15 protein-coding genes and 1 pseudogene are annotated in these 18755 nt (G+C 72.9%); 14 read left to right on the plus strand and 2 right to left on the minus strand.

The genetic code is table 11. The features are described from left to right. Positions 1-212: 212 nt before the first annotated feature. The 3 genes from AB0K12_RS10205 (at position 213) to AB0K12_RS10215 (ending at position 2384) form a co-directional block, all read left to right on the plus strand. Complete coding sequence (locus AB0K12_RS10205) at positions 213-815, plus strand: hypothetical protein (RefSeq protein ID WP_364557863.1); 603 nt, start codon at positions 213-215, stop codon at positions 813-815. A 102-nt stretch (positions 816-917) separates the two neighbouring features. Further along, a complete protein-coding gene (locus AB0K12_RS10210) occupies positions 918-1658 on the plus strand; it encodes an isocitrate lyase/phosphoenolpyruvate mutase family protein (RefSeq protein WP_364557865.1) in 741 nt (246 codons plus the stop codon). 69 nt (positions 1659-1727) lie between these two features. After that, on the plus strand, positions 1728-2384 hold the full coding sequence (locus AB0K12_RS10215) for a hypothetical protein (protein WP_364557867.1): 657 nt from the start codon (positions 1728-1730) through the stop codon (positions 2382-2384). Here the strand turns inward: AB0K12_RS10215 and AB0K12_RS10220 are convergent. Next, positions 2357-3304: a ribonuclease Z gene (locus AB0K12_RS10220; RefSeq protein WP_364557871.1), complete on the minus strand. Its 948-nt coding sequence runs from the start codon at positions 3302-3304 to the stop codon at positions 2357-2359. The two genes, AB0K12_RS10215 and AB0K12_RS10220, sit on opposite strands and share 28 nt — an antisense overlap. A gap of 1 nt (position 3305) precedes the next feature. Here AB0K12_RS10220 and AB0K12_RS10225 point away from each other — a divergent pair, with 1 nt between their 5' ends. The 7 genes and pseudogenes from AB0K12_RS10225 to AB0K12_RS10255 form a co-directional block, all read left to right on the plus strand. After that, positions 3306-3830: a methylated-DNA--[protein]-cysteine S-methyltransferase gene (locus AB0K12_RS10225; RefSeq protein WP_364557874.1), complete on the plus strand. Its 525-nt coding sequence runs from the start codon at positions 3306-3308 to the stop codon at positions 3828-3830. A 13-nt stretch (positions 3831-3843) separates the two neighbouring features. Continuing rightward, positions 3844-4749: a tRNA (adenosine(37)-N6)-dimethylallyltransferase MiaA gene (gene miaA, locus AB0K12_RS10230; protein WP_364557877.1), complete on the plus strand. Its 906-nt coding sequence runs from the start codon at positions 3844-3846 to the stop codon at positions 4747-4749. A gap of 9 nt (positions 4750-4758) precedes the next feature. Further along, complete coding sequence (dapF, locus tag AB0K12_RS10235) at positions 4759-5571, plus strand: diaminopimelate epimerase (RefSeq protein WP_364557880.1); 813 nt, start codon at positions 4759-4761, stop codon at positions 5569-5571. A gap of 48 nt (positions 5572-5619) precedes the next feature. Next, entirely contained in the window at positions 5620-6375 is a 756-nt protein-coding gene (locus AB0K12_RS10240) for a hypothetical protein (RefSeq protein ID WP_364557883.1), read from the plus strand. A gap of 19 nt (positions 6376-6394) precedes the next feature. Continuing rightward, positions 6395-8671, plus strand: a complete 2277-nt coding sequence (locus AB0K12_RS10245; protein ID WP_364557886.1) for a tetratricopeptide repeat protein — start codon at positions 6395-6397, stop codon at positions 8669-8671. 57 nt (positions 8672-8728) lie between these two features. Next, positions 8729-9490, plus strand: coding sequence for an SDR family oxidoreductase (locus AB0K12_RS10250; protein ID WP_364557889.1), 762 nt, complete (start codon positions 8729-8731; stop codon positions 9488-9490). A 374-nt stretch (positions 9491-9864) separates the two neighbouring features. Then, positions 9865-10350 (plus strand): annotated as a pseudogene (locus AB0K12_RS10255) (SDR family NAD(P)-dependent oxidoreductase); the annotation flags it as partial. Positions 10351-10506: 156 nt separating this feature from the next. On the opposite strand, the gene AB0K12_RS10260 reads toward AB0K12_RS10255, so the two are convergent. Beyond that, positions 10507-11502, minus strand: a complete 996-nt coding sequence (locus AB0K12_RS10260) for a helix-turn-helix domain-containing protein (RefSeq protein ID WP_364557892.1) — start codon at positions 11500-11502, stop codon at positions 10507-10509. 197 nt (positions 11503-11699) lie between these two features. On the opposite strand from AB0K12_RS10260, the gene AB0K12_RS10265 reads away from it, so the two are divergent. Genes AB0K12_RS10265 through AB0K12_RS10280 form a run of 4 tightly spaced genes read left to right on the plus strand, consistent with a single transcriptional unit; the run spans position 11700 to position 18743 of the window. Further along, the gene (locus tag AB0K12_RS10265; RefSeq protein ID WP_364557895.1) at positions 11700-14081 is read left to right on the plus strand and encodes an FAD-dependent oxidoreductase; all 2382 of its coding nucleotides are present in this window, start codon (positions 11700-11702) and stop codon (positions 14079-14081) included. Continuing rightward, positions 14078-15280, plus strand: coding sequence for a sarcosine oxidase subunit beta family protein (locus AB0K12_RS10270; RefSeq protein WP_364557898.1), 1203 nt, complete (start codon positions 14078-14080; stop codon positions 15278-15280). The genes AB0K12_RS10265 and AB0K12_RS10270 overlap by 4 nt, the downstream gene beginning before the upstream one ends. Continuing rightward, positions 15280-15519 carry a sarcosine oxidase subunit delta gene (locus tag AB0K12_RS10275; protein WP_364557901.1) on the plus strand — a complete coding sequence of 80 codons (240 nt, stop codon included), beginning with the start codon at positions 15280-15282 and terminating at the stop codon, positions 15517-15519. The genes AB0K12_RS10270 and AB0K12_RS10275 overlap by 1 nt, the downstream gene beginning before the upstream one ends. Continuing rightward, positions 15519-18743: a 2Fe-2S iron-sulfur cluster-binding protein gene (locus tag AB0K12_RS10280; RefSeq protein WP_364557904.1), complete on the plus strand. Its 3225-nt coding sequence runs from the start codon at positions 15519-15521 to the stop codon at positions 18741-18743. The genes AB0K12_RS10275 and AB0K12_RS10280 overlap by 1 nt, the downstream gene beginning before the upstream one ends. Positions 18744-18755: the final 12 nt, after the last annotated feature.

The following is an 18755-nucleotide window of genomic DNA, read 5'->3' on the forward strand; positions in this document are numbered from 1 at the left end:
AAATTCCTAGCATCGCGGTGACCAGTACCCCGAAGACTCCGGCCATGGGCGCGAGGTGGGCGCGGCCACCTGGGGAAATGGATCTAAGGGGGGACAAGTCGTGATTCCTTTGTGATTGTTGTGCGAGCATTAGGCTGTTGCGGCTAGTGTGGTCCATCACCCGCGGAAGCCGGTGAGCTTTCCCCGATACGACCGCAGGGAGCTGTAGCGCCATGCAAGATCCGAACCAGGCGGATCGCCAGGAGATCCTGTCCGGGCCGGGAGACGCCCGGCTCGATCCGCGAAATAGACCGCAGAGAAACAGATCGACCAAGAACAACAAGAAGGCGACGATCCTCGCCGCTTCGGCGCTCGTCGCGCTGCTGGCGGCCGGTGGCGCCGGCTACCTGCTGGCGGGGAACACCGGTGAGGCCGCCCAGAGCGGCGCCGGGCCGCAGACGTCCCAGAGCGCGGGAGACGACCTCCAGGGCGACGACGACGCGACCATGGGCGACGTCACCACCGACGAGCCCGGCGACGGCGCCAAGGACCAGGCCGCCGACGCTCCCGCCGACACCCCCGTGGACGACGGCGGTGTGGGCGACGTGGCGGACCCGGGCACCGGCGGTGGCGACCCGGCCGGCACCGACAAGAGCGGCTCGAAGGGCGTCAACGCCGCGCGCGGCGACTCCGGGGAGAAGACGACCAACGGCAAGAAGCCGGTCTCGTCCCCCGCGAAGTCCCCGCAGTCCTCGGGCAACGGCGGCACCTCCGACAGCCCGGCCGACGGCCCCGCGGGCACGGTCGCGGGCCAGTGCTCGAAGAGCGGCTGCTGACCCTCCCCAGGGCTTCCCGCCGGCCTGCTGGGGAAGTGGCTCGGCGGTTCTGGGGCGTACTGGACCTTCGGCTCCCGATGGGCGGGTGCCTAGGGTCGGCGCATGATGACTGACAGAGCGTCCGAGCTGCGGGCGCTGCACGTGCCCGGGCGCCCGCTGGTGTTGCCCAACGTCTGGGACGCCGCCTCCGCGCGGGCCGTACGAGAGGCGGGGTTCCCCGCGGTGGCCACCAGCAGCGCCGCCGTGGCCCGCACACTCGGCTACGAGGACGGCGAGCGGACGCCCGCCGCGGAGATGCTGGCCGCCGTGGCCAGGGTGGCGGCGGCCGTGGACGTCCCCGTGACGGCCGACTTCGAGCGCGGCTACCGGCTCAAGCCCGCCGAGCTGGCCGAACGGCTGCTCGCCACCGGAGCCGTGGGCTGCAACCTGGAGGACTCCCTGCCGGACAGCGGTGAGCTGGTCGATCCGGGGGAGCAGGCGGAGTTCCTCGCCGAGGTGCGGGCGGCGGCGGGCCCCGGGCTGGTGATCAACGCCAGGGTGGACGTCTACCTCACCGGGCGGCCGTCACGCGAGGAGGCCGTGCGCCGGGGCCGGCGGTACCTGGAGGCGGGTGCCGACTGCGTGTACCCGATCGGCGCCGCCGGTGAGGACGAGATCAGGGCGCTGGTGAGCGAGCTGGGCGGGCCGGTCAACGTGCTGTCCGCCCCCGGGGTGCCGCCGCTCGGGCGGCTGAGCGAGCTGGGCGTGGCGAGGGTGAGCTTCGGCAGCGGGCTGCACCAGGCGACCCAGGCGTACACGAAGGGGCTGCTGGCGGCGGTCGCCGAGGGCCGCCACCCGTACTGAGTACGTACGCGAAGGGCCGGTGGAAGCCGTCGCCGAGAGCCGTGGCCCGTACTGAGTACTCTTGCGGGCGTGCTTGTCGCCGCGGCCGTCTGCCCGCCAACCCCGCTGGTCGTGCTCGATATGCCCGACCTCCGCTCCGCCTGCCACGCCGCCATCGCCGGGCTGGCCGAGGCCCGTCCTGACACGCTGATCGTGGTGGGCGGGGCCGAGATCACGGCCTCCTACGACGGCGCCGCCGCGGGCACCCTGCGCCCCTGGGGCGTGGACCTGGTGACCCCGGGCGGCGGCGAGCCGGTGCTGCCGCTGTCGCTGACCGTCGCCCGGCTGCTGCTCGGCGACCGCACGCCGGACGCCCTGCGGTCGGTGGCGTTCGACGCAGGGCCGGCGGAGTGCCTGGCGCTGGGGGAGAAGCTGGCCGGTGGCGGCGACCGGGTGGCGCTGCTCGTCATGGCCGACGGCTCGGCGTGCCTGAGCCCCCGCGCGCCAGGCCGGTACGACGAGGCGGCGGGCCCGCTCAACGACCGGATCGCCGGCGCCATCGCCACCGGAGACCCCGCGCCGCTGGCCGCCCTCGACCCCGCCCTGGCCGACCGGCTGTGGGTGAGCGGCAGGGCCGCGCTCCAGGTGCTGGCCGGGGCGGCGGGCGCGCTCGCGTATGGGGGCCGGCTGCTCATGGCCACCGCCCCCTACGGCGTCGGCTATTTCGCCGGATCCTGGCTCGCCTGACCTGGACGGACCTGGGAGGCGGTGGGGCGGCGTCTGGGGACGGGGACGCGCATCAGGTCGCGGGCCGGCACCACCTCGCCGTCGAAGTGCCTGCGCACCTCCTCGACGAACGCCGGCTCGTCGTCGAAGCCGTACCGTTCGGAGAAGTGGGTGAGGACCAGCCGCCGCACCCCCGCGTCGGCCGCCACGAGCCCCGCCTCCAGCGCCGTCAGGTGCCCGTACTCCTTGGCCAGCGCCGCCTCCGATGACAGGAACGTGGCCTCGATGACCAGCAGGTCGACCCCGTTGGCCAGCTCGAAGACGGAGTCGCAGAGCCGGGTGTCCATCACGAACGCCACGCTCTGACCCGGTTTCGGCTCGCTGCACTCGGCGAGCGTGACCCCGCGTACGGAACCGGTGCGCTGCAGCTCGCCCACCTCCGGCCCGCGGATGCCGTGGGCGGCCAGCTTCTCCGGCAGCATGCGGCGGCCGAGGGGCTCCTGGACGCGGTAGCCGTACGACTCGACGGGATGGGACAGCCGGCGTGCGATGACCGGCCCGACCGAGGCCTGGTCGCCGGAGACGGGATGCTCGGAGATGACCGCGGTGTCGGCGAAGGCGGCGGCGTGGCGGAGCCTGCGCCAGTACGTCTCGCCGGAGGCGGGGAAGACGGCGCGGACGGGATGGCGTACTTTGTCGCGGGCGATCCGCTGCACGATGCCCGGCACGCCGAGGCAGTGGTCGCCGTGGAAGTGGGTCAGGCAGATCCAGTGGACGTCGTTGGCGCTCACGCCCGCGTACGTCATCTGGCGCTGCGTGCCCTCTCCCGGGTCGAACAGGAAGCCCTGGCCGTCCCAGCGCAGGAGGTAGCCGTTGTGGTTACGGTGTCGGGTAGGAACCGCGCTGGACGTCCCCAGCACCACGAGCTCACGTGAGGACACGATGACCCCTAGCGAGGAGACGGTCGCCATCGCCGAGGTGCCCACGCCGGTGGGCACGTTCGCCCTGGCCCTGACCGAGAACGGCCTCGTGGCGTCGGGCTGGGGGTCCCGCGCCAGGGTGGCAGGCCGGCTCGATCTGGCTGAAGTCCATGACCCGGATCGTACGGCCTCCGCCGTCGCCGAGCTGAAGGCCTATTTCGCGGGCGAGCTGAAGACGTTCGGGACGCCGATCGACTGGCGGCTGATGTCGGGCTCGCGGCTGCGGGTCCTCCAGGCGCTGCACAAGGTCCCGTACGGCGCCGCCGTCACCTACGGCGAGCTGGCCGCGCTCGCGGGCTCCAGCGTGCCCGCGAGAGGCATCGGCTCGATCATGGGCTCCAACCCGATCCCGATCGTGATCCCCTGCCACAGGGTGGTGGCGGCGGGCAACGGGCTGGGCGGGTTCAGCGGCGGCGAGGGCGTCGAGACCAAGCGGTGGCTGCTGACCCACGAGGGCTACCTGCAGCCGACCCTGCTGGATCTCTAGCAGACTTGTCGCCGTGCGCCAGCAGCCAGTGATCGCCGTCGTGGGTCCCACGGCGGCAGGAAAGTCCGATCTCGCCGTCGACCTCGCCCTCCGGCTGGGGGGTGAGTGCGTCAACGCCGACTCCATGCAGCTCTACCGCGGCATGGACATCGGCACGGCCAAGCTCACCCCGGCCGAGCGCCGCGGGGTGCCCCACCACCTGCTGGACATCTGGGACGTCACGGTCACCGCCAGTGTGGCCGAGTACCAGAAGCTGGCCAGGGCCGTCTTCGACGCCGTCGAGGTGCCCGTGCTGGTCGGTGGCAGCGGCCTCTATGTGCGGGCGGCCATCGACGACCTGGAGTTCCCCGGCACCGAGCCGGAGATCAGGGCCAGGCTGGAGGCGGAGCTTGCCGAGCGCGGCCCTGCGCCGCTCTACGAGCGGCTGCGCGAGCAGGACCCGGCCGCCGCCGCCGCGATCCTGCCGACCAACGGCCGCCGCATCGTGCGGGCGCTGGAGGTGATCGAGCTGTCCGGCCGGCCGTTCTCGGCGACCATGCCGTCGTACGACGCGGTCTATCCGAGCGTGCAGATCGGCATCGAGGTGCCGCGGCCGGTGCTCGACGAGCGGATCGAGCTGCGGGTCGAGCGCATGTGGTCGGCCGGGCTGGTCGACGAGGTGCGCACGCTGCTGGGCCAGGGCCTGGCCGAGGGCCGCACGGCGAGCAGGGCGCTGGGTTACGCCCAGGTCGTCAAGTTTCTCGAAGGGGAGTGGAGCGAGGAGCAGGCGAAGGCCGAGACGGTCAGGCTGACCAGGCGCTTCGCCCGCCGGCAGGAGTCATGGTTCCGCCGCGATCCGCGCGTGCGGTGGCTGCCGTACGACGCCCCGGACCTGCTTGAGCGATCCCTCGCCCTCATAGCCGGACACCCGTACGAATAAACTCCTAAGATGCGCTTTCTCAAGGGGCACGGCACCGAGAATGATTTCGTCATCCTGCCTGATCCCGGCGGTGAGGTCGATCTGTCGGCTTCGCTCGTCGCGAAGATCTGTGACAGGAGGGCCGGCATCGGCGCCGACGGCGTGCTCCGCGTGGCGCCCACGAAGCAGAGCCCGGAGGTGGCGGACCAGGCGGCCGCCGCCGAGTGGTTCATGGACTATCGCAACTCTGACGGCAGCATGGCTGAGATGTGCGGCAACGGCGTGCGGGTGTTCGCCCGCTACCTGGTGGACGCCGGGCTCGTGCACGGCACGGAGTTCGGCGTGGCGACGAGGGGCGGCGTACGCAGGGTGCGCGTCGAGCCGAACGGCGACATCACGGTGGACATGGGCAAGCCCTCCGTCCACGGCGAGAGCACGGCGTCGGTGGGCGGCCAGGAGTACACCGGCCTCCACGTCGACATGGGCAACCCGCACCTGGCCTGCTCGATCGGCGACCCGGTCGTGCAGCTCGACCTCAACCACCAGCCCGGTTTCGACACGGGCGTCTTCCCCGCCGGGGTCAACATCGAGCTGTTCAACCCGGTGGGCACGAGCCGGGCGGTGATGCGCGTCTACGAGCGCGGCTCCGGCGAGACCAGGGCCTGCGGCACGGGGGCGGTGGCCACGGCGGTCGCGGCGGCGGCGCTGACCGGCGACACCACGGGCACGTGGACGATCGAGGTGCTGGGCGGCACGCTGACGGTGATCCTCGACGAGGACACCAGCTACTTGTCGGGACCGGCGGTGATCATCGCTAGCGGCGAACTGACTATTGCAGAATGATGTTCTGCTAGGGGATGCTGGGTCTACTTCCTGAACTGAGAGGTGGACATGGCGCACCCACGCACCACGGCGGCCCGGGTCAAGACGCCCATCGGGCAGTTCGGCGGCGGATGGATGATCTCGCGCGAGGTCAAGGCCATCTGCGACGAGTACGGGCTCGGCCCGCGCGAGGCGTACTTCCGCGGCCGCTGCGGCGTGCTCGGCGAGTGCGCGGCCGACGTCGTCACGTCGGTCGCCGTCTTCTTCCCGCCCGAGCACGTCGAGGCGAGCTGGAACGGCGGACGCAAGCTGGCCGCGGACCGCGCCGTCGAGCTGTACGCCGCCGCCTGCCAGGAGTGGGGGCGGCGCAAGCTCGGCGGCCACGACGGCTGCGCCAGGATCGCCGAGCTGCTCGAGCCGGTCGTCGACCAGGCCTCGCCCGTGGGGGCGCCGCTGTTCGCGGGCTGGCGCGCCGTGCCCCTGCCCGACGACCCGCCCGCGCGGGCCGTCCAGCTCATGCACGTCGTACGCGAGCTGCGCGGCGGCCTGCACGCCAACGCCGTGATCGCGGCCGGGCTGCACCCCCTGGAGGCGACGCTGGCCGCCGAGCACGACGCGCTGCCGCTGGGACGCTCGTCGGGCGAGGACATCGCGCGCTTCTTCACCTGGCCCGAGCCGTACGAGAAGCCGGGCCCGGAGGTCGTGAAGCGCCGCGCGGCCGTGGAGGAGAACACCGACGACCTCATGGCTGAGGTGTTCTCGGTCCTCACCGACGCCGAATCGGACGAGCTGATCGAGCTTCTGCGTTTTGGGGACGCTCGTTGACCTGGCAGACTGACTGCCCATGGACGTGGACATCTGGGCCTGGGTCGGCGAAACCCAGCAGCAGCTTTCCGAGGCGGGCAACGTTGGCCTCGCCATGGCGCTGGGAGACCTCCCCGCACAGGCTTACGAGGGCCGATACCCGCAGCTCGACGTCATGGCTCCGGCCATCGCGCAGCAGGCGGAGGCTCTGGAGCTGCCCTGGCTCGAGTTCTACGCCCGCTACTGGCACCTGATCGGCCGCATCGGCGACCGCGCCCAGGGCGCGGTCGCGGTCGACGACGCCAAGCAGCTGCTGGCGTTCGCTCAGCGCGAAGACGTGCGCGAGTGCCCGGCGACTCCGGCGGCGGCCGAGGCGATGGCCATCGCGTGGGCCAACGCCGACGGCCCCGGCCACGCCACCGAGCGGCTTGAGACCGTGGGCGCCTTCCTCGAGGGCATGAGCCCGGAAAACCCGGCCTTCTCCGGCCTCACGACGCAATACGTCGCAGCCCTCATCGACGCCGGCAAGGCGGGCGAGGCCGTCACCTACGCAGAGTCCGCCGTCGAGCGGCTGCGCACGGCGGGCCGCGAGGCGAGCTGGGAGCTGGGCGCCGAGAGTGCCCGCGCGCTGCTGGCCGCGGGCCGCGCCGACGACGCGCTCACCGCGCTGCAGGCGGCGTCCGAGTTCAAGCCCGACGACCCGGTCGCCAAGGAGCACCGCGACGGCGTGCGCAGGGCGCTCATCCTCGCCACGCTCGGCCGCATCGCCGAGTCCGTCGACGCGCTGCCCGACCTCGACGTCGTGGGCGACCACCCGCGCGTGTGGGTCGAGTGGACCCAGGCGGTCAGCAAGCTCGCCGGCTCCGCCCAGATCACCAACACCTGGCAGCTCGGCCGCGTCGTGCGCCAGTGGATCGACTACTTCGGCATGATGGGCGGCTACCACGCCCGCGTCGAGCTGGCGCTGGTCGCCGGCGACCTGGCACTCGGCCGGCAGGGCGTGTGGCAGGCCAGGCTGCTCGCCGACCTCGCCGAGTCCGGCACCGCCGAGCTGCGCGAGAGCGGCGACCTCGCCGAGCGCATCGCCGCGCTGCGCGCCGCCGCCGACGGCACGCAAGAGCCGGCCGCTCCCGGCCCGCTGGAGGAGCGCGTCGGGCTGTTCGACGCCGCCGACGGCTTCAACGCCGACCCCGAAAAGTGGGTGGGCTGGCTGGCCCCGCTGTCCGGCGACGACCTCGAGGCCACCCGCCGTCACACCACCACGCTGGGCTTCCTCGGCTACCCCGCCACCGGCGCCGACATCTACTGGAAGAAGCTGGTCGACACCGGCGAGATCGCCACCGCCGACGGTGACGACGTCGCCTACCTCACCACGCTGCTCATCGAGGCCCGCCAGGACGAGCGGCTCGAGCAGATGGCCGCCATGCTGCCCCACGCGGCCCAATACCTCGCGCTCACCCGCCTCCACAGCGCCCGCGAGCGCTGGACCGAGGCGGTCGAGACGGGCGAGCACGCCATCGCGGCGGGGGCCGGCATCGACGCCCGCCGCCTGCTGTCCGGTGCCGCCCAGCAGATCGACCAGAACGCCAGAGGCGCCCAGGTGCTGCTCGAGGTGCTCGACGAGCTCACCGAGGAAGACACCTGGCGCATGATCGTCATGGCCACCTCGGCCGAGGACTGGGAGACCGTGCGCAAGGGCGCGGCCAAGATCGGCATGCCGATCAAGTCCGCCGAGGGGCCGATCGAGGAGGAGATGGGCCTCATCAGGCTCATCCTGCCCGCGCCCGACGGCGGCCAGCGCCAGGTGCTGTCCATCCGCACCGGCCCGGCCACCGCCAGGCTCGCCCTGCCGCAGCCGCGCGGCATGGACTACAACGCCGGCGACCTCGTCGTCTTCGACCCGCAGCTGCTTGAGCCGGTGCCCGAAGACCCCCAGGAGCAGCAGAACTTCGTGCCGCCCTTCGCCGCGGTGCGCATCCTGCGGCCCGGCGGCTACACCAGCTACTTCTTCGACGGCGCCGCGCCGAGCGAGGAGGACTGGGCGGAGTTCACCGAGGTCATGGCCGAGCGCGGCTGGCCGATGTGGGTCTACAGCGACGAAAACTACACCATCACCCACCCCTCCACCGGCGAGTCGCTGCCCGGTGTCTTCGGCTGGGTCGCGGTGCCGCCCGACGTCTCGGCCGCCGAGGTCGACGCGCTGCTCGACGACGCCACCGAGCGCTGGGTGCACCCGCTGGCCTGGCTCGACCTGGCGCGCGAGATCGACGTCGAGGTCGAGCGGCACGAGCGCATCGTCAAGGAATACGGGCTCTAAGCCCCGGGCTTCACATCGGGCTCTGCACAGGGCTCAGGAACGGGCGGAGGGCGGTCGGTGGTGCTGGAGCGGTTCCGGCTCGACGGCAAGGTGGCGATCGTCACGGGCGCGTCCGCGGGCCTCGGCGTCGCCTTCGCCCGCGGCCTCGCGGAGGCCGGCGCCGACGTGGTGATCGCCGCGCGCCGCGCCGATCGTCTCGCCGAGACCCGGCGGCTGGTCGAGGAGACCGGCCGCCGGTGCCTGGCCGTCCCGACCGACGTCTCCAAGCCGGACGACTGCGACGCGCTGGTGGCCGCCGCCGTCGAAGGCATGGGCGCGGTCGACGTGCTCATCAACAACGCAGGGGTCGGCACCGCCGTGCCCGCGCTGCGCGAGACGCCCGAGGAGTTCCGCCAGGTCATCGACATCAACCTGCACGGCACCTACTGGATGGCGCAGGCGTGTGCGCGGGTGATGCGGCCGGGCTCGTCGATCGTCAACATCGGCAGCGTCCTCGGCGAGACCACCGCCGGCCTGCCCCAGGCCGCCTACAGTGCTTCGAAGGCCGGCGTCGTGGGCCTCACCCGCGACCTGGCCCAGCAGTGGACCGGCCGGCGCGGCATCCGGGTCAACTGCCTGGAGCCCGGCTTCTTCGCCTCGGAGATGACCGAGCAGTACAAACCGGGCTATCTGGAACGCATGACGGAGTCCCGCGTCATCATGGGCCGGCCCGGCGACCCCGCCGAACTCGTCACCGCGGCCGTCTTCCTGTCCAGCGACGCCTCCTCGTACATCACCGGCGTGACCCTCCCCGTGGACGGCGGGCTCCTGATCACATAGTGAGCTGGTCCGGAAATTCGTGAGCAGTAGTGGCAGATGCGGCCGATGATCTGGTCGGCGGTTTTGCGCCAGATGAACGGGCGGGGGTTGTCGTTCCAGGCGGCGATCCAGTCGTGGAGCGCGGTCGTGAGGTGCTCGACGGAGCAGAACACCCCGCGGTCCAGGCAGCGGCGCCGGAGTCTAGACGAGCGAGTCCTGAGTCGGCTCAGTGGTCGGCGGCGAGGTCGGCGGCGGTGCGGACGAACGCGGCGAGCGCGCGGTCGCGGCGTTCCTCGGGCCAGGCGCCATGACAGACATGAAGACGATCGCCCTGGTCACCGGTGCGAGCAAGGGCATAGGCCAGGCCATCGCGGCCGGGGCTGGCCGGCAGGGGAATGACGGTGTACGTCGGCGCGCGCGAGGCACGGCGCAGGGAGGCGGCGGTCGAACGGTTGCGTGCCGCCGGAGGCGATGCCCGCGGGATCGCCCTTGACGTCGCGGCGGCCGACACCGCCGCGGCGGCCGCCGACGAGATCGCGACCCGGCACGGCCGGCTGGACGTCCTGGTCAACAACGCCGGGATCACCGGGGACAAACGGCAGATCCCGGGCGCCGGCACGGACGTGCCGGCCGAGGTCCGGCGGGTGTTCGAGACGAACTTCTTCGGCGTGATCGCGGTGACCGAGGCGATGCTGCCCCTGCTGCTGCGCTCGCCGGCCGGGAGGGTGGTGAACGTGTCAGGGCGGGGCGGCTCGCTGACCGCCATGGCCATACCGGACGGAGAGCTCGCCGGCCTGCCGCCGCTGCTGGGCTACCCGCCGAGCAAGGCCGCGGTCAACGCCGTCACCCTTCAGTACGCCAAGCACCTGCGCCCGTACGGGATCCTCGTCAACGCCGTCTGCCCACGGCACACAGCGACGGAGGGCAACGGGTTCACCGGCGACCGTACCGCCGAGGAGGGTGCCGCGATCGCCGTCCGCATGGCGACTCTCGGCCCGGACGGCCCGACCGGCACCTTCACCGACGACTCATCCTGGTCACGGGTCCTTGGGGAGGAGGTTGTGCTGGGCGGCCAGGTAGCCGGCGTGGAAGCGGGTGCGGGCGCCGAGGCGTTCGGCGAGCATCTGGACGCGGCGTTGTACCGTGCGGGGGCTGAGGGCGAGCTGGCGGGCTATGGCGTCGTCCTTCAGGCCGGCCGCCAGCAGAGCCAACACCTCCGTGTCCGCGGGTGAGGGCCAGGATTCTGGTTCGAGGCCGTCGGTCGCGAGGCGGAGCGGGACGGCCGCGCGCCACAGGGTCTCGAAGAGGCCAACGAGGGCGTCCAGCAGGGCCGACGGGTGGACGACCAGGGCGCTTTCTACGGCTTTGTCCGTGTCGGAGACCAGCGGGAGGATGGCCGTGCGGGCGTCGGCGACGGCGAGCTTGACGGGCACCGGGCCGAGCCTGGCCTGCTCGCCGTCCGCGACGGCGCGGCGGGTGTGGTCGAGCATGCCGGGCTGTTCGAAGGCGAGCGGGCTGTAGATGCCGCGCGTCACGGGGGCTCCGCCGCGGGCGGCGCGGCGGAGGTTCTCCTGGTCGTCGCTGACGTCCACCGCGTACGGCGGATGCACCAGCACCAGCAGCTCCCTGGTGGCGTTGCGTTCGAGCTGGAGGTAGCGCCGGGCGACGGCGTCGCGCCCCGTCACCACCTCGAGCACCTCCTCGGGATGCGGCCCCCCGCGCTCGGCGACCTCGGTGGCCAGCAGCGCGGCGGCGGCCCTGCTGTGGGTCAGCTCCTCCTGGCGGCGCGCGACGAGGATGTCGATGGCGATGGTCGGCGGCGTCGCGACGAGGCGGAGCGGGCGGCCGGCGACGCGGGAGATGAGGCCGAGGTCCTCCAGCCTGGGCAGCATGCGGCGGATGGCGGCGGCGGACGAGCCGGTCTCGGTGGCCAGCTCGCTCAGCGTGGCGGGGCCGTGCCGCAGCAGGGCGCGGTAGGCCGTCTCCTCGGCCGCCGTGACACCGAGCCCTTCGAGTAAGCGCCGCTGCGCCATGGTGCCGTGACGCCCCCTCCCGTGCGATGATCCGAGGTCAGCGTACTGGTACGCCGCCCCGCTCGATCTCCCCACGCGGGCACAGTCCGGATGCGGCCGTTGCGCACCGAAGTGACTCTTGTTCCGGCGGTCCCTGGAATCTATGGTCGTTGCGTAGTGCGGTGCGTGTTGCGTCATAAGGAACAACCGGAGGCACCATGAGCCGACCGCGTACGGTGATCGTGGGAGCGGGCATCGTCGGCTGCGCCCTCGCCGACGAGCTCACCGAGCGGGGGTGGACGGACGTCACCGTGGTCGATCAGGGCCCGCTCTTCGCCGCGGGCGGCTCCAGCTCCCACGCCCCCGGCCTGGTCTTCCAGACCAACCCGTCGAAGACGATGACCGAGTTCGCCGCCTACACGGTCAGGAAGTACACCGCGCTCGGCGCGGACTGCTTCCGCCAGGTCGGCGGCCTGGAGCTGGCCACCACCCCCGAGCGCTGGGCCGACCTGCACCGCAAGCTCGGCTGGGCCGAGTCGTGGGGCGTCGAGGCGCGGCTGCTCGACCCCGGCGAGTGCGCTGCGCTGTGGCCGCTGCTCGACGCGGACAAGGTGCTCGGCGGCTTCCACGTGCCCTCCGACGGGCTCGCGACGGCGGTCGCGTGCGGCGAGCGGCAGGCGGCGCGGGCCACCGAGCGCGGCGCCAGGTTCCTGGGCGGGCACACGGTGGTGGGCATCGATCAGCGCGGCGGCCGGGTGACCGGCGTCGCCGTCGTGGTGGCGGGCGAGCACCGGACGATCCCCGCCGACGTGGTGGTGTGCGCGGCGGGCTTCTGGGGGCCGACGGTCGGCGCGCTGGCCGGGCTGAACGTGCCGCTGCTGCCACTGGCCCACCAGTACGCGAAGTCGGGCTCCCTCGGCGCCCTGCGACCTGGCCCGATCCTCCGCCACCAGGACCGCGACCTCTACTTCCGGCAGCACGGCGACCGCATCGGCATCGGCTCCTACTCCCACCGCCCGATGCCGGTCACCCAGGCCGAGATCGGCCCGCGAGGCACCACGATGCCGTCGGTGCAGGCGTTCACCGAGGAGGACTTCGACCCCGCCTGGCGCGACGCCGTCGAGCTGCTGCCCGCCCTGGCCGAGTCCAAGTACGAGGACGGCATCAACGGCGTCTTCTCCTTCACCCCCGACGGCTTCCCGCTGATCGGCGAGGCGCCGCACCTCGACGGGTTCTGGCTGGCCGAGGCCGTCTGGGTGACCCACTCGGCCGGCGTCGCGCGGGCGGTGGCCGAGGTGCTGGTGAGCGGGCGCAGCGAGGTCGATCTGCACGAGTGCGAGCTGGGCAGGTTCGAGCAGGCGCAGCTGTCGCCGGCCTTCGTCGAGGAGCGAGGCAAGCAGAACTTCGTCGAGGTATACGACGTCATCCACCCCCTCCAGCCGATGGAGTCGCCGCGCCCGCTGCGGACGAGCCCGTTCCACCCGCGGCAGCGGGAGCTGGGCGCGTTCTTCCTGGAGGCGGCGGGGTGGGAGCGGCCGCACTGGTTCGCGGCCAACGAGGACCTGCCCAGGGCGGCCACCGGCGCCGAACAGCGGGACGCGTGGGCGAGCCGCTACTGGTCGCCGATCGCGGCGGGCGAGTCGCTGGCCACCAGGGAGGGTGTCGCGCTGTACGACATGACGCCGCTCAAGCGCATCGAGGTCAGCGGGCCCGGCTCGGCGGCGTTCCTGCAGCGCATGACCACGAACAACGTGGACAGGAAGCCCGGCTCCGTCACGTACACGCTGCTGCTCGACGCCAAGGGCGGCATCCGCTCCGACCTCACCGTGGCCAGGCTCGACGAGCACACCTTCCAGGTCGGCGCCAACGGCAACCTCGACCTCGAATGGCTGACCAGGCACGCGCCGGGCGGCGTACGCGTGCGCGACCTGACGCCGGGCACCTGCTGCGTCGGCGTGTGGGGGCCGCGCGCCAGGGAGCTGGTGCAGCCGCTGACCGACATGGACCTCTCGCACGAGGGCCTGCGCTACTTCGGCTGCCGCCAGGGCCACATCGGGCACGTGCCGGTGCTGGCGCTGCGCGTGTCGTACGTGGGGGAGCTGGGCTGGGAGCTCTACACCAGCGCCGACATGGGGCTGAAGCTCTGGGACACGCTGTGGGCGCCCGGTCTCGCGGTGGCGGGGGGCCGGGCCGCGTTCAACAGCCTGCGGCTGGAGAAGGGCTACCGGCTGTGGGGCGTGGACATGACGAGCGAGCACACCCCGTACGAGGCGGGGCTGGGGTTCGCGGTCAAGACGGACAAGGAGTTCATCGGCCGCGATGCCCTCGCCACCGACGTCACCCGCAAGCTGGTGCCGCTGCTCAGCGCCGAGGTCGTCATGGGCAAGGAGCCGGTCAGGCACGACGGCCGCACGGTCGGCTACGTCACCAGTGCCGCCTACGGCCACACGATCGAGCGTCCCATCGCCTACGCCTGGCTGCCCGCGGAACTGGCCCACCCCGGGACACGGGTGGAAATTTCCTACTTCGGCCGCCGCGTCCCCGCGGAGGTCGCCGCCGAGCCCCTGTACGACCCCGGGATGGAGAAGATCCGACGTTGACCCACCCCGACTTCCTCTGGCGCAACCCCGACCCCGAACCCGCCTACGACGTCGTCATCGTCGGCGGCGGCGGCCACGGCCTGGCCACCGCGTACTACCTGGCCAGGAACCACGGCCTGACGAACGTCGCCGTCCTGGAGCGCGGCTGGCTGGCCGGCGGCAACATGGCGCGCAACACCACGATCATCCGCTCCAACTACCTGTGGGACGAGAGCGCCGCCATCTACGAGCACTCGCTCAAGCTGTGGGAGGGGCTGAGCGCGGAGCTGGACTACGACCTGCGGTTCAGCCAGCGCGGCGTGCTCAACCTCGCGCACAACCAGGGCGACGTGCGCGAGGGCCGGCGCCGGGTCAACGCCAACCGGCTCAACGGCGTGGACGCCGAATGGCTCGACCCCGACGAGGTCAAGAAGTTCTGCCCGATCATCAACGTCTCCCAGCGGGCCCGCTACCCCGTCATGGGGGCCACGCTGCAGCGGCGCGGCGGCATCGCCAAGCACGACCACGTGGCCTGGGCGCTGGCCCGCAAGGCGGACGCGTACGGCGTGGACCTGATCCAGGGCTGCGAGGTCACCGGGTTCGAGATCACCGGTGGCCGGGTCGTCGGCGTCGAGACCTCGCGCGGCAGGATCGCCGCGGGCAAGGTCGCGCTGGCCGCCGCCGGGCACACCTCGGTGCTCGCCGCGCGGGCCGGGCTGCGGCTGCCGCTGCAGTCGCATCCGCTCCAGGCGCTCGTGTCGGAGCTGCTGGAGCCGGTGCTCGACTGCGTGGTGATGTCGAACGCGGTGCACGTGTACGTCAGCCAGGCCCACAAGGGCGAGCTGGTCATGGGAGCGGGGATCGACGCGTACACCTCGTACGGGCAGCGCGGCGGCGTCCACGTGATCGAGGCGCAGATGGCGGCGGCCCTGGAGCTGTTCCCCATCTTCAGCCGGGTGCGCGTGCTGCGCACCTGGGCCGGCATCGTGGACGTCTCGCCCGACGCCTCCCCGATCATCGGCCGCACGCCCATAGAGGGTCTGTACGTCAACGCCGGCTGGGGCACCGGCGGCTTCAAGGCCACCCCCGGCTCCGGCTGGGTCTACGCCGACACGCTCGCCAACGACCGCCCGCACCCGCTGGCGGAGCCGTTCGCGCTGGAGAGGTTCACGACGGGGGCGCTCATCGACGAGCACGGCGCGGCGGCGGTGGCGCACTGATGCTGCTCATCGACTGCCCGCACTGCGGCCCCCGCGACGAGACCGAGTTCCACTACGGCGGCCAGGCCGGCGTCGCCTACCCGGCCGGCGAGACGTCCGACGCCGAGTGGGCCGACTACGTCTTCTTCCGTGACAACCCCAAGGGCTGGTTCCGGGAGCGCTGGTTCCACGTGCACGGCTGCCGGACCTGGTTCGACGTCGAGCGGCACACCGTCACCCACGAGATCAGGAAGCGCTGATGAGGTTCACCTTCGACGGCCGCCCGCTGCGGGGCGAGCCGGGTGACACGCTGGCCGCCGCCCTGCTGCGCAACGACGTACGGGTGGTGGGCCGCAGCGTGACCCTCGGCCGGCCGCGCGGCGTCTTCACCGCCGGCCCCGAGGAGCCGAACGCGCTCGTCCGCGTCGGCCCCGACCCGATGCTGGCCGCCACCACGGTCGAGCTGTACGACGGCCTGGAGGCGTGGAGCCTGCGCGGCAAGGGCCGGGTGGACCCGCACGCCGTGGACGAACGCCGCTGCGACAAGGGCTACCTGCACTGCGACGTGCTCGTGGTGGGCGGCGGTCCCGCCGGGCTCGCCGCCGCGAGCGCCGCGGGACGGCTGGGCGCGCGGGTGATCCTGGTGGACGACCAGCCGCGCCTCGGCGGCGACCTGCTCAACGGGCGGCTGCTGCTCGACGGCGCTCCCGCGCTCGACTGGGTGGCCGGGCTCGACCTGCCGGGCCGGGTGCTCACGCGTACGACCGCCGTCGGCTACTACGACCACAACTACGTGGTGGCGGTGGAGCGGCGGGCGCGCGGCGAGCGGCTGTGGCACATCAGGGCCCGCCGGGTGGTGCTGGCCACGGGCGCGCACGAGCGCTCGGTCGCCTTCCCCGGCAACGACCGTCCCGGGGTGATGCTCGCCTCGGCGGCCCGTGCCTACGCCAACCGGTACGGGGTCGCGCCCTGGCGGCGGGCGGTCGTCTTCGCCTGCGCCGACTCCGGCCACGGGGCGGCGGCCGACCTGGCGGCGGCCGGGGTGGAGGTCGTCGAGGTCGTCGATCCCCGCCGCGACGGGCAGGTGGTGACCGGCACGACCGGCGACGCAGAAGGCGTGCTCAATGGTGTGCTGATCGGCTCCCGGCAGGTCGAGGCGGACCTGCTGGCCGTGGCGGGCGGCTGGAACCCGGCCGTGCATCTGTTCAGCCAGTCGCAGGGGCGGGTCAGGTTCGACGAGGAGCTGCAGGCGTTCGTGCCGGGCACGTCCGCGCAGGCCGAACGGTCGGCGGGGGCGTGCAGGGGCCTGTACGGCACCCGCGACGCCATCGCCGACGGCCACGCGGCGGGCACGGAAGCGGCGCAACTGGCCCTCGCCGGCAGCCGCGGCGACCGCGCGAGCGGGTTCGGCGCGAGCCGGACCGAGGCGCGCGGGCAGGACGCGGGCGGGCTCGGCGCGGGCAGGCTCGGCGCGGGCGGGCTCGGCGCGGGCAGGCGGGGCGGCGGCCGTGAAGAGTTGCGGGTTCCTGAGTGCGACGAGCGGCCGATCGCGCCGCCGGCCGCCCTGTGGCTGGTCGAGGGCGACGGCGGCGAGCCGGCGTTCGCGGACCTGCATCGCGACGTGACCGTGGCCGACCTCGCCAGGGCCACCGGCACCGGCATGCGCTCGGTCGAGCACGTCAAGCGCTACACCACCGCGGGCACCGGCGCCGACCAGGGCAAGACGTCGGGCGCGGTCGTGGTGGGCGTCATGTCGGCGCTGCTCGGCGCCGCGCCCGGCCAGGTGGGCACGACCACGTTCCGCCCGCCGTACACGCCGGTGTCGTTCGCCACGCTGGCGGGACGCGACAGGGGCGAGCTGTCCGACCCGGTCAGGACCACCGCCATGCACGGCGCGCACGTGGCGCGCGGCGCCGTGTTCGAGGACGTCGGCCAGTGGAAGCGCCCCTGGTACTTCCCCCACGACGGCGAGCCGATGGAGGACGCCGTGCGGCGCGAGTGCCGGGCGGCCCGCACGGACGTGGCCGCCATGGACGCCTCCACCCTCGGCAAGATCGACATCAGGGGCGCGGACGCCGGGACGTTCCTCGACCGCGTCTACACCAACATGTTCTCGACCCTCCCGGTCGGCGCCTGCCGCTACGGCCTGATGTGCCGGGCCGACGGCATGGTGGTCGACGACGGCACCACCACCAGGCTCGCCGACGACCACTACCTGATGACCACGACGACGGGCAACGCCGCCGCGGTGTTCGACTGGCTGGAGGAGTGGCACCAGACGGAGTGGCCTGACCTGGACGTGTCGTTCACCTCGGTCACCGACCACTGGGCGACGGTCGCCGTGGCCGGGCCGCACGCCAGGCGGGTGCTCGCGGCCGTCGCGCCGGAGGCGGTGGACCTGGCGTTCATGCGGTACGCGGCGGTCGAGGTGCTGGGCGTGCCGGGGCGGGTGTTCAGGATCAGCTTCTCGGGCGAGCTGGCGTACGAGGTGAACGTGCCGTGGGCGTACGGGCGGGCGCTGTGGGAGGCGGTGCTGGAGCTGGGGGCGGTCCCGTACGGGACCGAGACCATGCACGTGCTGCGCGCCGAGAAGGGCTTCGCGATCGTCGGCCAGGAGACCGACGGCACGGTCACTCCGCAGGACCTCGGCATGTCGTGGATCGTCTCCAAGCGCAAGCCCGACTTCGTCGGCAAGCGCTCGCACGCCAGGCCCGACACCGCGCGGCGGGACCGCAAGCGCCTGGTCGGCCTGCTGCCCGACGACCCCACGGCGCGGGTGGACGAGGGCGCGCAGCTCGTGGCGGCCGGGCGTGCGCCGGACGGCGTGGTGCCGATGCTCGGCCACGTCACCTCCAGCTATCACAGTGAGGCGCTCGGGCGTACCTTCTGCCTGGCGCTGGCCAGGGAGGCGGCGCCGGGCGACCGGCTGACGGCGGTGTCAGGGGGTGCGGCGCTGCCCGTGACGGTCGTGGAGCCGGTCTTCTACGACCCCGGCAACGCCCGCCGCGACGGCGAGCCGCTGCCGGCCGGCACGGTCACGCCGCTCACCCGGGCGCGGGCGGAGAGCCCGGCCGCCGCCTTCGCCGCGCGGTTCGCGGCGGCGAGCGGGACGCGGGTGCGGCTGCGCGAGGTGGCGTTCGAGCCGATGTGGGAGGTCAGGGGCGCGGACCCGGGGACGGGGTTGCGGCTGGGGCCGTCCTGGTGGCTCGTGGCGGGGGACGCGACGCCGGGACCCGCCTGGGTGGACGTGTCGGGGCAGCGTACGGTGCTGGAGCTGGCGGGCCCGGCGGCCGATGAGGTGCTGATCACCGGCTGCCCGATCGACCTGCACCCGTCGGCCTTCCCCGGGCACGCCCAGACCCTGCTGGGCAAGGCGCCGGTCATCCTGGAGCGGCGGGCGCCCGAAACGTACCGGATCTACGTGAGGTCGTCTTTCACCAGCTATCTGGCGGAGTGGCTGGTCGATGCCGTAGAGGCGTTATAACGACATACTGGG

Source organism: Nonomuraea sp. NPDC049419 (genome assembly GCF_040676995.1).
GTDB lineage: Bacteria > Actinomycetota > Actinomycetes > Streptosporangiales > Streptosporangiaceae > Nonomuraea > Nonomuraea salmonea.